The following is a 14819-nucleotide window of genomic DNA, read 5'->3' as shown; positions in this document are numbered from 1 at the left end:
CCGCACCACGTTCGTCGGGCGGCGGGCCGGGTCAGGCGAAGACCACGCAGGAGACGGCGGGGGCGGCGAGTGATCCGGCACGGACCGGCAGGCCGGTGTGCGGGTCGAGGGTGAACCACGTGACGTCGCCGGAGCGCTCGTTGGCGGCGTAGATGTGCCGGCCATCGGGGTGCAGCGCCAGATCGCGGGGCCAGTGACCGCCGCAGGGAACCGTGCCGACCAGGGTGGCGTGCCCGTCCGACGGGTCGATGGCCAGCACGGAGATGCTGTCGTGCCCGCGGTTGGCGGCCCAGGCGAACCGGCCGTCCCGGGAGAGGACCAGCGCGGAGGCGAAGGTCTCGGGTGTCCCGGGGGCGTCCGGGAGGAGCCGGGTCTCGCCCAGCGGCGTCAGGGTGCCGGCCGCCGCGTCCCAGCGGCAGACGGTGACCGTCGGCACCAACTCGTTGATGACGTAGGCGAAGGCGCCACCGGGGTGGAAGGCGAGATGGCGCGGTCCGCTGCCGGGGCGCAGCCGGATCTCGGCGTGGACGGCCAGTGTTCCGCTCGTGGGGTCGAGGGTGCAGCAGCGGACCGAGTCGGTGCCGAGGTCGACGCTGAGCAGCCAGCGGCCGGAGGGGTCGGCACGTACGGCGTGCGCGTGCGGGCCCTCCTGGCGGTCGGCCCGCGGGCCGCTGCCCTGGTGCCGCAGGACGGCGGCGGGTCCGCCGAGCGTGCCGTCGGCGCGTACGGGGAGGGCGCTGATGCTGCCGGATGTGTAGTGGGCGGTCGCCAAGTGACGGGAGGTCAGGGTGAGATGGGTGGGGTCGGCGCCGCCGACGGGGACGGGCGGGCCCAGGGGTGCGGGGCCTTCGGGGGTGAGGGTGAAGGCGGCGGCCGTGCCGTCGGTGGTCTCGCTGACCGCGTAGAGGTGACGGCCGTCGGGGCTCGGGGCGAGGAAGGAGGGGTTGGGCAGCACGTCCGTGGTGTGGAGCGCGGTGAGGGCGCCGGTGCCCGGGGCGACGGCGGCGGTGGTGAGGCCCGCGCCGCCCGCCGTGGTGAACGATCCGATGTACGCCCGCAGTCCGCGCTCCGTGGTCCCCACTGCTCCGCCCTTCGTCACCGGCCGCCGCTCGTCCCCGTACGGGCCGGCTGCCCGGCCGCCCGTAGGAGGCCGGCAGGTGTCCGCCCGCACGGATACGGCGACGCTAACAGCCGGGGCCAGGGGGCATCGGGCGGACGGCGGACTTCGCTCCCGGCTCAGGCTCCCAGCGGTTCCCGGGTCCGGCTGCGCAGCGGCGCGGCCAGTTCGGCGAGTGCGCGTTCCAGGCCGTGCAGATGCGCGAGCGCGGGCTCCGCCGCACCGTGCTGCGCTGCCGGAACGGCCTGGTGGCCGGGGGAATCGCCGGGCGTGAAGAGCGCCTCGACCGTGAGTTCCACGCGGCGGCAGGCGGCGGTCAGGCGCGCGTCGTGCGAGGCGTCCGGGTCGGCCGCCACGGCGGCGAGTCCACGGACCTCGCGGGCGCAGTCGTCGAGCAGCCGCAGCACCTGGGCGGCGCGCGCCTTGCGGGCGCGCAACGGGTTGACGGGGTGCGTCAGCGGGGCCAGCGTCTGCCTGACCTTGCCGAGCAGCGACTCCAGTTCGGCGACCCGCGGGGCGGGGTCGGCGGTCGGCGATCCGGCCAGCCGCGCGGCGCTCTCGGCGGCGCAGGCGTGGACGCAGCGCAGCGCGTGCCGGATCCACGCGTCGGTGGTGACGTGCGTGGTCACCGGCAGTACGAGCAGCACGGCCAGGGCCGCGCCCACGGCTCCGGCGCCGGTCTCGGCGACCCGCAGCAGGAGCAGCCCGCCGTCGAGGACGCCCAGCGTTCCGTAGAGCAGCCCGGCGAGAACCGTCACGAAGAAGACCATCCAGCTGTAGGACACCGCGGCGGTGTAGAAGATCCCGAAGACGCAGACCGCGAGGAGCACGGCGGTGGGGATCGCGGCGCCGTGCAGCGGGACCGCGACGAACAGTCCGACGACGATGCCGAGGACCGTACCGAGGACCCTTCGGAAGCCTCTGACCAGCGTCTCCCCGCGCGAGGCGGTGTTCACGAAGATCCACCACGCGGCGCCGACCGCCCAGTACCAACGGTCGGCGGACAGCAGCTGCCCCGCCACGAGGGCGAACCCGCCCGCGACGGTTGCCTGGAGCGCCTGGCGCGTCGTCGCGCGGGCCAGCCCCCTGCCGGTCGGCGGTGCCGTCACGGTGGGCGGTGTCAGGCGCCGCTCGTAGCACCACAGCCCGAAGCGGACCGTCGAGGAGACGAGGAGGGCGAGGGCGATGGCGGCGTACAGCATCGGCAGCTGCCCGGGGACGGTGTGCAGGAACTGTGCCGCGAACATCGTCATGAAGGCGAAGGTGCCCAGCGCATGGCCGCGCGGGCCCCAGCGCCTGGCGTAGACGCCGGCGAAGACGGTGGCCAGGAACGTGAGGTCCCGCAGCAGCGGAAAGTCGTGCAGGACGGCGGCCAGCGCCAGTACGGGGAGACCTACGGCGGGCAGCAGCGCGGTCGTGACGGCCTGCCCCTTGACGGTGGTGTCCATGACCGTGAAGAGCGCGAGCAGCGCGGCGAGCCCGCCGACGACAGCGGCCTCCAGCGAGCCGCCCGCAAGACCCGAGAGCGCCGCGGCCGGGCCGATGCCGAGCACGGCCCGAGTGGCGCTCCGCAGGCGCATCCGCCCCGGATCCGGAGCGACGATCACTCTCTTCAGCACGCTTGCCAACCCGACCTCCGCTACGGCATGAAAAAGGCGCCGCGGGATCCGCAGCGCCATCGACAGAGCCATCAGACCATCCTGGGCGCCCCTGGCTCAACAGAAGCCGATGTCACTGGGCCATTGGCCCAGTGATGTGCGGTCGCGGGCCGCCGGAGGAGGGCCATCGGACGACCGTCCGCCGTGCTGAGCGCGGTGAGCGGGGACCGGACGGTCGGATTCAGGCGACCCAGTGGGGGCGCCGGCTGCCGGACGAGGGGGTGGGCTCGTCGTCCAGCGACCTGGCCATGCGGCGTACCGCCTCGCGCAGGGTGTCGGGGGCGGTGGTGTACGGGATGCGGAGCCTTTGCTCGAAGATGCCGGGGTCGGTGGCGAAGTAGGTGCCGCCCTCGATCCGCACGCCGTAGTCCAGTGCGCGGTCGGCCAGCGCCGAGGCGATGGGCTTGCCCAGGTCGACCCAGAGCGACAGGCCGCCGGGCGGCAGCTGCCAGCTCCACTGCGGGATGTGCTCGGCCAGGGCAGCGGCCAGGGCAGCGCGCTGGGTGCGCAGCTGTTCCAGGCGGGGCGGCAGCAGTTCGTCGGCGCGGGCCAGCAGGGCGAGTGCCAGGAGCTGGTCGATGACCGAGCCACCCATGTCGGTGGCGACCCGCTGTCCGGCGATTTCCGTGACGAGCCTGGCCGGGGCGCGCAGCCAGCCGATGCGCAGGCCCGCCCAGTGGGTCTTGCTCATCGAGCCGATGGTGATGATCTGTCCTGCGCCGCCCGGTGTGGCGTGCGAGGCGAAGGGCGGTGGGGCGGGGACGTCGAGGGCGAGGTCGGTGAGGGTCTCGTCGATGACGAGCCAGGTGCCGGAGCGCTGGGTGGCCCGCAGGAGGCGGATCCGTTCGTGCTCGGGCATCAGGCAGCCGGTCGGGTTGTGGAAGTCGGGGATCAGGTAGGCGAGTCGGGGCACTGCCTGACGCAGCGTCGACTCGGCGATCTCGATGTCCCAGCCGACGTCGGTCATGGGTGTCGACACGGTGCGCAGCCGGGCTCTGCGCACCGCGTCCAGGGCGTTGGGGTAGGACGGGTTCTCGACCATTATCCGGTCGCCGGTGGCGCACAGCAGGCCCAGGACCAGGGTGAAGGCGTGCTGGGCGCCGGAGGTCACCAGGATCTGCTCGGGCACGGTGGCGAGCCCCCGCCGGGTGAAGCGTTCGGCGATGGCGGCGCGCAGTTCCGGCAGGCCGTAGGGGTGGTAGCCGGGGGTGTGGGCGTGCGCGGCGAGGTGCGGGGTGACGTGGGCGAGCGCCTCGACGAGCGCCTGCTCGGGCAGTCCGGGGGCGGCGCGGGCGAGGTCGATCGCGGTGTCCTCGGGGCCCAGGAGCCGGGTGACGCCCTTGGGTTTGCGGCCTTCGGGCAGGTCCGTCCAGGTGCCGGAGCCCTGGCGGCTGTGGGCGAACCCGCGCTCGCGCAGCAGGTCGTAGACGGCGGTGATGGTGGCCCTGCTGGTGTGCAGGGCGGTGGCGAGTTCCCGTTCGGCGGGGAGCCTGACGTGCAGGGCGACCCGCCCCTCCAGGATCAGTTCGCCGATCGCATCGGCCAGCCGGCGGTAGGCGGGCCGAAGCCCCGTCAGATCCGGGAGCATCGCGGCGAGCTGACGGCTGCCCAGGGTGCGGTCGCTGCGCTCTATGCCGTCCACGGGATGCAGCGGGGTCGGATCAGCCATACCAACCATTCCTCTCCGATTGGCCATGTCAACTGGGCCAATCAGTCTACAGACTCGCCTTATTGGCCTGATGGACGGACCTGACGGACGGACAACTTCCTTGTGGAGGCGAGTGTGGAGCAGAAGATTTCCGATGGCGGCGAAGGTGGGCTCAAGCAACGTCGGGTGGCACGTCTGAGGGGCCGTCCGGCCCCGCAGCTGCCCCCGCTCACCTACGTCCGCGTCAGCGAGCGTCCGCTGCGGCGCCTCCCCCAGCTGTTCATCGGCCTGGCCCTCTACGGCTTCAGCCTCTCGGTGATGGTCAGGGCCGCGCTGGGCGTCAACCCGTGGAGCGTCCTGTACGAGGGGCTTGAGCAGCACACCTCGCTGAGTTTCGGGGCGATCAGCGCGGTCGTCGGCGTTCTCGTGCTGCTGCTGTGGATCCCGCTCAAACAGGCGCCGAAGCTCGGCACCTTCGCGAACATCGTCGTCCTGGCGTGCTTCTCCGACCTCGGTCTCTTCCTCATCCCGCCGCACCTGGGGATCCCCGCCCGTGCCTGCCTGCTCGTCGGCGGGATCCTGCTCAACGGGCTGTCCGTCGCCGTGTACGTCGGCGCGCGCTTCGGACCCGGGCCGCGGGACGGCCTGATGACCGGCGCGTCCGCGGTCACCGGGCGCTCCATGCGGCTCGTCCGCACCGTGATCGAGATCAGCGTGCTCGTCGTGGGCTGGCTGCTCGGCGGGACCGCGGGCATCGGCACGGTGCTATACGCGCTCACCGTCGGCCCCATCACCCAGTTCTTCGTGCCCTGGTTCGCCTACCGCGGCGCGGTCGGATGCGGGGGCGAGGCGGTGCGTTCCCGGGTGGGTGCGGCCAACGAGGGGCGGGGTCAAGGGGGTTGAGGAAGCTGCGGCAGAATGCCCCTATGGATCTTGGACTGAAGGACCGTACCTACCTCGTCACAGGAGCGACCCGCGGGCTCGGTCACGCCACCGCCCGCCAGTTGGTCGCCGAGGGCGCGAACGTCGTGGTCACCGGCCGTACGCCCGAGTCCGCCGAGGCCGCGGCCACCGCGCTCGGCCCGCGCGCCCTGGGGGTGGGTGCCGACAACGCCGACCCGGCGGCGGCCGAGCGCCTGGTCGCCGCGGCGCGTGACCGCTTCGGCGCCTTGCACGGCGTCTTCATCAGCGTCGGCGGGCCGCCTCCCGGCAGCGGCGCATCCGGGGAGAGCGCCAACACCGACGAGCAGTGGCAGGCGGCCTTCTCGGCCGTCTTCCTCGGCGCGGTCCGGCTCGCCCGCACGGCCGCCGGCGCCCTGCCCGAGGGAGGCGTGATCGGCTTCGTCCTCTCCCGCTCCGTCCACGAGCCGATCCCCGGCCTCACGCTCTCCAACGGTCTGCGCCCGGGACTGGCCGGTTTCGCCAAGTCGCTCGCGGGCGAACTCGGCCCGCGCGGCATCCGCGTACTCGGCCTCATCCCCGGCCGCATCGACACGGACCGGACCAGGCAGCTGGACGAGCTGTCCGGCGACGCGGAAGCCGTCAGGGCCCGCAGCTCGGCGACCATCCCGCTGGGCCGCTACGGCACACCCGACGAGTTCGGGCGCGCCGCAGCCTTCTTCCTGTCCCCCGCCGCCTCCTACGTCACCGGCGTCATGCTTCCGGTGGACGGCGGCGCGCGCCACGGTTTCTGACGCTGTCGAGGGCGAACTCGCCTGGTGTGCCGCCGGGTTACTGGGCCTGGGCCATGAACTCCCGCTCGCGCGCGATCTCGGTCTCGGTCTTGGCCATGCGCCGAGTGGTACGGCGCAGGATCGGCGGCGCCATGACCGAGGTGACCACCGCGACCAGAACGACGATGGTGTACGAGGCGGTGGTCAGCACACCGAGTTGCAGACCGACGGAGGCGAGGATGATCTCCACCACGCCGCGGGCGTTGAGACCGGCACCGATGGCGACGGACTCGGTGTGCGTCAACCGGCCGGCGCGGGCCCCCAGATAGCCGCCCGCGAACTTCGCCCCGATGGCGACGGCGAGCGTGACCAGAGCGGCGATGAGCACCTGGGGCTCCCCCAGAGCGGTCAGGTCCACCTGGAGGCCGGCCGTCGCGAGGAACAGGGGAGCGAGCGTCGCCATGACGAACGCCCGCATGGAGTCCAGTGACCTCCGGCTCTCCGTGCCCAGGGAGCCGACCACGATGCCGCAGAGGAAGGCGCCCAGGACGGGTTCCATGCCCAGCGCGTGGGTGCCGGCCGCGGCCAGCACGATCAGCACCGCGATGGCGGAAAGGCTGACCTCGCGCCCTGACGACCGCTCGACGGTGCGCAGCAGCCGCCCGATCAGGGGCCTGGCCACGTACGCCGTAATGAGCAGCACGAGAATGAGATAGCCGACGGATTCCATCAGCACGCCGATACGGAATCCGAACGACGCCATGGCGGAGACCACCGACAGCAGCAGCCAGCCGATGATGTCGCTCACCGCGGCGGCCCCGATGATGATCTGGCCGACATTGCGGTGCAGAAGACCCATGTCCAGCAGTGTTTTGGCGATGACCGGGAGCGCGCTCACGGCTACCGCCACGCCCATGAAAAGGCCGAAGGTCAGGCGGTCGCTCGCCTTTCCCATCAGCGCGTCGGGAAGCAGCAGGCTGAGTACGAATCCGATGATGAGCGGCAGCAATACGCTTCCGGCGCTCACCCAGCTGATGGCCCGTCGTTTGCGCTTGAGCAGTCCCAGATCGATGTGGGCTCCCGTGATGGCCACGAGGAAAATGACGCCCAACTGTCCGACCGCGCCGAGCAGATGCAATTGCTCGGGATTTCTGGGCAGCAGCCACTGCGAGGCTCCCGGCGCGAGATTCCCCAGCAGGGAAGGGCCGAGAACGACTCCGGCGGTGAGTTCGCCCACCACTGAGGGCAGGCCCACGCGTGCCGCGAGCCGGCCGAGCCCCACGGCGACAGCCAGGAGCAGACCTATCTGTATGAGAAACACGAGCATCTGATGATGACTGATAGCGGGCACGGGCCCCATGGCCAGTGTCATCGGGTTCCTTTCACAGCTGATCCATCGGCCTCAGCCCTCCCCCTGACATAACCGGCGGCCCTGAGACATCGATTGTTGAGTGAGCGGAAGGTGGCGGGTGCGGGCCGCGTGGTGTGTGCCGGGGAGGCGATGAGCCGGCCCCGGCCGACCGCCGCCGGGATTCACCGCGCGAGCGGCTCGGCCCGGCGGGCGGTTGTCTCAGGTGGCGGCCTTCAGGCGTGCCGCGCGGCGGAGCCGGTACGGACCCGGCCGGTGTAAAGGCCCTCTTCCTCCATGTCCCGCAGCGCGCGGTAATCACGCTCGATGTCCTGCGGGTCCTCGGCGGCCAGGTACACGTATCCGGGCGAATTGATCAGATCGGTGGTGGCCGCCAGCTGTTCCCCGGCAGTGACGCCATGGGTGAGCGTGACCAGCGTCGGCAGTGCCTCGATCCGCTCCGTCCAGTCCAGTGAACTCACCTTTCCGGCAACGGGATTGATGAGGGCGACGTTCCGTACCGTGCGGGACCACGTGGTGGCCGCGTCATCGAATTCTTCGAGACGCTTCGGGTCGATCAGGGTGTCGGCGAAGAGGCTGGTCTGGGAGGTTCCGGAGAATTTCTCCACGACGGCCGGTGCGGTTCCGCCGCCCAGCCGTGCGCCGCTTTCGATGAGTACCGGGCCGCGGGCCGTCATCATCACCTCGGTGTGGGCGGCGCCGGACACCACGCCCAGGGCGTCCAGGGTCGCGGCGACGAATTCCCGCAGCGGTGCCGCCTCGGCCGAGGCGACCGGTACCGGCTCTTCGTAGTCGTATATCGGGTATCCCGAGCTGCCCACCCGCTTGGTGTACCGCCACAGCTCCGCCATGCGGTGCACACCCTCGTGGGAGACGGTGTTCGCGTAGTACTCGACGCCGCGTACGCGTTCCTGGACCAGCGCCACGGTATTGGGCTGCCCGTACAGATTGGCCGAGTTGAGCACCGCATCGCAGGCGCTGTGAATGTCGGCCGGTGTACGGCAGAACCGTACGTTGTCGGTGCCCGCGCTGCTGGTCGGCTTGACGACCCCTTCTTCCAGGCCGTGCGAGGCGAACCATTCCGCCGCCTCGGCCGCGTCGGCGAATGCCCCGCCGAGAGGGGTGGCCACGCCGGCGGCGGCTGCCGTATCGCCCATCAGAACCTTGTCGCGGCGGGCCGCGATGGTGTCGTACCGGTTGCCCGGCAGCCCCATGAGATGCGTGAGGGTGTCGGCGAGAATGACGCCCGATTCCGTTCCGGCCACGACGCGCTGCACACCCAACCGGGAGAGTTCGGCGGCGAGTTCGGTGGGTTCACCGGCGCCCAGTACGGCTTCGTAGTCGTCCGCGTGGAATCCCCGGGTGAAGTAGTCCGACATGTCCGGGGAACTCTGCACATGGATACAGGCGCTTCCGCGGTTGCGGAGTGCGCTGACGAGTGTGCGTCCGGTCGAATATCCGTCGACAACTGCGATCTTCATGTGTACGGCGTCCTCGATATCCCGCCGGCTGTTCAGGCCGGCTCGCTGGTTTCATGGAAGGCGCAGGCCACCCGGGCGCCACCCGACATGCTGACGACGCCGACCTGGGGATCGGTGCTTCCCCGTACCAGACACCCGTTGTATCCGTCCTCTCCCGTGACCGTGGGATCGGTGAGGAAGACACCCCAGTTGAGGAAGAGTTCCTGAGTTCCGCTGCCCTCGTCGGCGGGGAATGTCTCGGGCAGTGGGCGAATGCGCTCCTGAACCACGTAGGGGCCGTCCATCGCCTCGGTGAGGCGGGCCTTCCATTCGTCCGCGGTGACCGTCCAGCCGGGGACGATGCCATTGCCGCCGTGCAGCAGCGTCGGCTTGAGAATCAGGTCCTGCTGCTGGGCGACGGCGTGCTCCACGAGGTCGATCTCCTGCCCCTGGAGGTCGGTCGCGGTGCTCCGCACATACCGGGTCCACGGCAGGAACCGGTCGATGCAGGCGCGTTCCTCCGCCGAGAATGCCGACCTGTTGCGGTCGTCGGACAGCATGGCGAGTGCGCCCTTGTTGCCGTACAGCTCGGCGTCGAGCCGGCTGAAGAGCCCGACCGTGCCCTTTTCGAATGCGCGCAGAATGGGCTCGACGAGCGCGGCGTCGGCGGGATTGACGATCTCTTCGACGAGGAAGAAGCGGTACACCACGTCGATGCGGCGTCCGTCCACCTCAAGATGCCCGTCGTTCTCCCGGATATGGCCCACGTGGCAGGGAATGGCGTCGATGCCCATTCCGTCGAACAGCGCGGCCATGACCTTCAGGCGGGGCTCGTACGACAGGAAGCTCTCGGGCCAGTCGACCAGCGCGACGACGGGGCGGCGGCCCTCTTCGATGTTCGCCGCGCACTCGGCGAAGAGGGTGTCGACAATGCCGCGCAGCGTGTCGACGTAACCGAGCCGGTGTTCCGCGGCGAATGCGGACAGCGCCGGGTGCGTCAGCATGGCCCGGTTGATTCCGGCGTTCTCGAAACCACCGAGGGCGCTGGTGATGTTGAGTTCGAGAAGCTTGAAGCCGTCGGCGCCGCGGTAGAGGTCGGAACGCGCCAGCGGGAGCAGCTGCGGGCCCGCCTTCGCCGCGCGCTCGACCACGGAAGCCTGCGTTTCCGTCATGCCGACGGCGCGGGCCAGGGCAGCGATGTCACCGTCGAAAAGGCGCTCGGGAAGTTCGGTCAGCAGAGTGTGGACCATCAGCAGGTCGGCGGCGAGCCTGCGGCGTTCCGCGGTCGAGAGGAATACCGGCGAGGCGAGGAAACGGCCCTGGTAGGCCACCGTCACCAGTTCGTCCTCGACGACCTTGCGGGTCAGGTCGGCTGGGTCGGTGCCCTGCCGGGAAAGGGACTTGAGATATTCCGCGCCGAGTTCCGACCTGGGAACGTGCGGGGTGGTCAGGGGCTGCGTCATGGAGGGGTTCTCATTTCGTTCGGCTCGGGCGGGCACGGCGGGCCGGCCGGCGGCTTGAACAGGGGGTGTGAAAGGGATCGATGACCGGCGATTCGACCTCCTCATGCGGGGGTGCACGCCGGATGACGGACGGCCGCACGGCAGGCCGTCCCGTTCGCTGAACGGCCCTTTCCGGTACGGCATTTCATGACTGCTGCGCCTGTGCGTCGGCAAACCAGTGCCGGCGGGCGCCGAGTACGAGGCGCACGGCGACGACGGCCATGACGGCGGCGCCGAGTCCGTACACGGCGGTCGCGCCCAGCCCTTTGGAAACCACTCCGGCCAGCCCGGCGCCCACCGGCATCGCGCCCCAGGCGAAGAGCCGGTAAATGCTGTTGACGCGGCCCTGCAACGGCTTGGGAATGACCGTCTGGCGCAGGACGACCACGACGACATCCCAGGTGATGCTGGCACAGGCGCCGAGGGCCAGCGCGCATCCCACGACCCACACCGTGGATGTCTGCCAGATCACCGCGTCGCCGACCGCCATGGTCGTCACCACGCATACGAGGGTCCATTCGCCGCCGATGCGCCGGACCAGAAGCGGCGACAATTTCGCCGCGGCGACGGCGCCGATGGCTTGGCAGGCCAACAGCACGCCGTACCCGAGATCGCCGAGTCCCAGCACTTTGTGTGCGTAAACGACGAGCACCGCGAGGGAACCGGTGTACACGAGATTGATAGCGCCCGCGGTCAGCGACAGATTCCGCAGCAGCCGATGGCGCATCAGCCACCGGGCGCCGGTGGTCATATCGGCCAGCAGCCCTGGGCGCTTCGCCGGGGTGACATGGTCGTGCGGGGTGGTGGTCCGCAGCCGGGTGAGCAGTACGGCGGAGACGAAGAAGGTGACCGCGTCGAGCCCGAACGGTACGGCGGGCGCCAGCACGAAGAGCGCCGATCCCACCAGCGGCCCGACGAATTGGTTGGCGGCGGTCTGTGCTCCCAGAAGCCGGCCGTTGGCGTCGACCAATTGCTCTTCGGCGACGACGGACGGCACAAGAATCTGTGAGGCGTTCCGGAAGAACGTCTCACAGGTGCCGATCAGGAAGAAACACCCGTACATCACGCCGAGACTGGCCCAGTCGAAGGCGACCGACAGGGCGAACACCAGGACCATGGTGCCGCGGAAGAAGTCGATGCGGGCCATGGAACGCCGCAGGTCGACCCGGTCGGCGAGGACTCCCGCCGGAATGCCGAACAGGGCGTACGGCAGGGTCAGGGCCATGGTGACACCGGCGATGAGCCGCGGGTCGTCCGTCAGCGTGCTGGCTATGAGCGGGGCGGCGGTGAGTGATATCCCGTCGCCGATGGCCGAGGTGGAAGAGGCGGTCCACAGCTTCCCGAATTCCCGGCCGAGACGGCGCGACGCTGCGACGCCGACGGTCGCGCCGGAGGCGGACACCCCACCACTGACGGTCTTCGTGTCAGGACCGCGAGGGCTGTCACAGGTCAACAGTTCTCCTTATCGAAAGGGGACGCGCAGCGGGTTGGCCGCTGGTCCGTATCCCCTGGGGGCCGGCCGGATGTGACCGGCCGTACCGGCGATTCCCTTTGAGCGCTTCCCTTTCAGGTGAGCGGCAGTTGCTGAAGCTGCGACAGGCACAGCTTGAGCTGGTCCAGCGGAACGGCTTCGTCGGCCGTGTGGGCTTCGCTGATGAATCCCGGTCCGCACACGACGGCCGGCACTCCGGCCTTGCCCCAGATGAGTCCGGCTTCCGTCCCGAAGGGCACGTATTCCGGGGGCTCTTCCTCGCCGAAGGCCGACCTGACCAGCTCGACGAACGCGTGCGTGTCGTCGATGGCGAACGAGGGCGTGTCGGAGAGCTGTTCCACGGAGATATCGGCCAGTTGAGACTTCTTCGCCATCTTCGGCAGGAGGTTTTCCTCGGCGAAGCGCTTCAGTTCATTGGCGATACCGTCGCAGTCATGGCCCGGTACGGCCCGGATCTCCAGCTCCATGAGGCAGTTGTCCGGGACGATGTTGGGCTTGACGCCGCCGTCGATCCTGCCGACGTTGATCCATGAGTGGTCGATGGTGAACCGCTCGTCGTGCGGGCCGTCCGACTGGAACTGCTCGTTCAACGTCTGGGCGAAAGCGGCGAGTTCGGATGCGGACACGATGGGGTTGGGCATCTGCGGCGCGAGCGCGGCGTGCTTCGGCTCGCCGGTGAACCGGATCCGGTAGTTCTGCTTTCCCTTGTGCCCGATGACCACCTTCATGCCCGTGGGCTCGCCGATGACGCAGCCGATGCTGTCGTCGACCCACGTCTGCAATTCCGGCACGAGGCGGCGGGCACCCACGCAGCCCACTTCCTCCTCGTAGGTGAGGAGGAGGGTGACGGGAACGGTCAGCGCCGCCTGGTCGACCTGGGTGAGCAGGGCCAGGCAACAGGCGATGAAGCCCTTCATGTCCGCGGTGCCACGGCCGATGGCCTGGTCATCCGTCACGCGCAGCGTGAAAGGGTCCGCCGTCCACTTCTGTCCGTCCACGGGAACCACGTCCGTATGGCCCGACCAGATGATTCCGCGCTGTCCGCCGCTGCGCGGCCCCGCGGTCGCCACCAGGTTGGCCTTACTGCGTTCGTCGTTCCAGTGGAGAGTGGTGTCGATGTCGTTGCTGGAAAGGAGCCCCTGGACGTAACTGATCAGCTCCAGATTGGACTTGTGGCTCGTGGTGTCGAAGCCGACCAATCGCTCAAGAATGCCGAGCATGTGGGAGTACAGCTCGCTGTCCGAGCACCGGACCGGAAACCTGGCAGACATGATGGCTCGCTAACGTCGAGTGGGGCCTGGGTATCGAGGGTGTGCGGGCGCCCCGGCGGGTGAGACACGGGGCGCCCACAACAGCGCACGTTTCTCTTCGCCGGATGTTCCTGAGGCGGTGAAACGAGTGGCTTCGCCGTTCAGGTCATCCGCTGCGGATTCAGCTCACGGGCGACAGCCGGCTGTGGCCCACTTCCGGCAGGGACGGCGTGACCGGCTGGCCGTGCGTGGTCAGCCGCAGCAGCCGCCGCACGTGCTTCTCGTCGAGGTCCTTCGTCGTCGCCGAGTGCAGCACGCACCGGTTGTCCCAGACCACCACGTCGAGCGGGCTCCACTTGTGCCGGTAAACGAAGCGCTCGCTCGTGATGTGCGCGATCAACTCCTCGATCAGCGCCGTGCTTTCCTTCTCTTCCATGTCGTCGATCGCCACCACGCTGCCGATGATGCGCGGCTGGATGAACAGCGTCTCGCGGCCCGTGTCCGGGTGCCGGCGGACGAGCGGGTGGGTGATTTCCGGGGTCTTCTTCCGCTCTTCCGGGCCGATGTACTTCCAGCGCGCCCAGGGGTCCTCGCGGTCCGGCGACCAGCGGTACTGATGGCGGACCCGCAGCGTCCTGAGGTACGCCTTCCGGTCTTCGGGGAGAGCCGCGAAGGCCGATTCGGCGTCGGCGAAGAGCGTGTCCCCGCCCTCGCCCGGAATGCTGGTGCCGTGCAGCATCGTCGCGCTGCCGGGCACCAGTTTGTAGGAGTAGTCGGAGTGCCATCCCTGGCCCGACGTCTTCATCTCCTTGTTCCTGCCGGGCTCGTCCTGGTTGGACAGGAGCGTGAGCGTCGGCTCTTCCGGGTGGCGCAGCTTGATGACGTGGTGCTCTTCAGGACGCCCGAAGATGGTGCCGAACTCGGCGAAGGTGCGGGCCGAGATGTCCTGGGAGCGGAAAACCAGGACCTTGTGGTCGAGGTACGTCTCGTAGATCGACCGGCCCATTTCCCGGATCATGTCCTGGGTGATGGCCGGCTCCTTCACCTCCGCGGCGAAAGTCTCGGCGATTCGATTCGCAATCGGCGTGGACTGAGGGGTAACCACTGTGCGCTCCCATTCACGTGCTGGTCGAGTTACTTCGAGCTGTTGCGCGGTATCCGCGTCACCCGAGCTCTTTGCAGAAGAAGACCCGGTTGGCCTCGGCCGTCTGCTCGGAGTGAGTGATGGCGTAATGAAGCCGCTCGTAAAATGCGATATTATCGATCATTTCGGCACGGGTCCAAAGCCGGACGCCTTTCAGATCGGCCACCTGCGCCATATTCTCCACAAGTGAAACCAGCTTTTTCCCGATGCCTTTTCCCTGGCAGGAAGGACGCACCGCGAGGTTTCTCAGGATCAGGTGGGGATCGCTCGGTTCCACCGTGACCATGCCCACGATTTCACCCGCGTCCACCGCGACGTGTGTGCGGCCGGCGGCGGCGACGACTTCGTAGTCGAGCAGCGTGGGTGCCGGCGGTTCATCCACCAAATCGACGTATTTCCCGTACGCTTCTTGCGCCAGTGACGCCATTTGCCGGCTGTCCTCGGGCCTGGCCGGCCGCAGCACAACGTCAGTGTCATTCACGATGCCTACCATGATTTTCCCGTTC

The 14819-nt window shown here is 69.4% G+C and carries 12 protein-coding genes; 2 read left to right on the top strand and 10 right to left on the bottom strand.

The window, feature by feature from the left end; translation table 11 throughout:
* Positions 1–31 precede the first annotated feature (31 nt).
* The 3 genes from ACIBK8_RS07620 to ACIBK8_RS07610 form a co-directional block, all read right to left on the bottom strand.
* Positions 32–1081, bottom strand: coding sequence for a lactonase family protein (locus ACIBK8_RS07620; protein ID WP_399040688.1), 1050 nt, complete (start codon positions 1079–1081; stop codon positions 32–34).
* 155 nt (positions 1082–1236) lie between these two features.
* Positions 1237–2736: an FUSC family protein gene (locus tag ACIBK8_RS07615; protein ID WP_399040762.1), complete on the bottom strand. Its 1500-nt coding sequence runs from the start codon at positions 2734–2736 to the stop codon at positions 1237–1239.
* 220 nt (positions 2737–2956) lie between these two features.
* Positions 2957–4444, bottom strand: coding sequence for a PLP-dependent aminotransferase family protein (locus ACIBK8_RS07610; protein WP_399040687.1), 1488 nt, complete (start codon positions 4442–4444; stop codon positions 2957–2959).
* A gap of 198 nt (positions 4445–4642) precedes the next feature.
* Between ACIBK8_RS07610 and ACIBK8_RS07605 the strand changes: the two genes are divergently transcribed.
* Both ACIBK8_RS07605 and ACIBK8_RS07600 read left to right on the top strand, forming a co-directional pair.
* Positions 4643–5326 carry a YitT family protein gene (locus tag ACIBK8_RS07605; protein WP_399040761.1) on the top strand — a complete coding sequence of 228 codons (684 nt, stop codon included), beginning with the start codon at positions 4643–4645 and terminating at the stop codon, positions 5324–5326.
* A gap of 23 nt (positions 5327–5349) precedes the next feature.
* Positions 5350–6117: an SDR family oxidoreductase gene (locus ACIBK8_RS07600; protein WP_399040686.1), complete on the top strand. Its 768-nt coding sequence runs from the start codon at positions 5350–5352 to the stop codon at positions 6115–6117.
* A 37-nt stretch (positions 6118–6154) separates the two neighbouring features.
* Here the strand turns inward: ACIBK8_RS07600 and ACIBK8_RS07595 are convergent, their stop codons facing one another.
* The 7 genes from ACIBK8_RS07595 to ACIBK8_RS07565 form a co-directional block, all read right to left on the bottom strand.
* Complete coding sequence (locus tag ACIBK8_RS07595; protein WP_399040685.1) at positions 6155–7423, bottom strand: cation:proton antiporter; 1269 nt, start codon at positions 7421–7423, stop codon at positions 6155–6157.
* Between the two features lie 257 nt (positions 7424–7680).
* Complete coding sequence (locus tag ACIBK8_RS07590) at positions 7681–8946, bottom strand: ATP-grasp domain-containing protein (RefSeq protein ID WP_399040683.1); 1266 nt, start codon at positions 8944–8946, stop codon at positions 7681–7683.
* Positions 8947–8978: 32 nt separating this feature from the next.
* Positions 8979–10388, bottom strand: coding sequence for a hypothetical protein (locus ACIBK8_RS07585; RefSeq protein WP_399040682.1), 1410 nt, complete (start codon positions 10386–10388; stop codon positions 8979–8981).
* Between the two features lie 184 nt (positions 10389–10572).
* Complete coding sequence (locus tag ACIBK8_RS07580) at positions 10573–11880, bottom strand: MFS transporter (RefSeq protein WP_399040680.1); 1308 nt, start codon at positions 11878–11880, stop codon at positions 10573–10575.
* 113 nt (positions 11881–11993) lie between these two features.
* Positions 11994–13190: an acetylornithine deacetylase gene (argE, locus tag ACIBK8_RS07575; protein ID WP_399040679.1), complete on the bottom strand. Its 1197-nt coding sequence runs from the start codon at positions 13188–13190 to the stop codon at positions 11994–11996.
* 160 nt (positions 13191–13350) lie between these two features.
* Positions 13351–14274 (bottom strand): TauD/TfdA dioxygenase family protein, encoded by a 924-nt coding sequence (locus ACIBK8_RS07570; protein WP_399040678.1) that lies wholly within the window; start codon positions 14272–14274, stop codon positions 13351–13353.
* A 58-nt stretch (positions 14275–14332) separates the two neighbouring features.
* Positions 14333–14794 carry a GNAT family N-acetyltransferase gene (locus ACIBK8_RS07565; protein ID WP_399040677.1) on the bottom strand — a complete coding sequence of 154 codons (462 nt, stop codon included), beginning with the start codon at positions 14792–14794 and terminating at the stop codon, positions 14333–14335.
* Between the last annotated feature and the right edge of the window lie 25 nt (positions 14795–14819).

This window comes from Streptomyces sp. NPDC050161 (assembly GCF_044460025.1).
Classification (GTDB): Bacteria; Actinomycetota; Actinomycetes; order Streptomycetales; family Streptomycetaceae; genus Streptomyces.
This window is presented reverse-complemented; position numbering and strand designations above follow the sequence as displayed.

Excerpts from the sequence above, each read along its gene's own strand:
- ACIBK8_RS07610 (WP_399040687.1), bottom strand. The coding sequence starts at position 4,444 with ATGGCTGATCCGACCCCGCTGCATCCCGTGGACGGCATAGAGCGCAGC.
- ACIBK8_RS07600 (WP_399040686.1), top strand. The coding sequence starts at position 5,350 with ATGGATCTTGGACTGAAGGACCGTACCTACCTCGTCACAGGAGCGACC.
- ACIBK8_RS07595 (WP_399040685.1), bottom strand. The coding sequence starts at position 7,423 with ATGCTCGTGTTTCTCATACAGATAGGTCTGCTCCTGGCTGTCGCCGTG.
- ACIBK8_RS07590 (WP_399040683.1), bottom strand. The coding sequence starts at position 8,946 with ATGAAGATCGCAGTTGTCGACGGATATTCGACCGGACGCACACTCGTC.
- ACIBK8_RS07585 (WP_399040682.1), bottom strand. The coding sequence starts at position 10,388 with ATGACGCAGCCCCTGACCACCCCGCACGTTCCCAGGTCGGAACTCGGC.
- argE (WP_399040679.1), bottom strand. The coding sequence starts at position 13,190 with ATGTCTGCCAGGTTTCCGGTCCGGTGCTCGGACAGCGAGCTGTACTCC.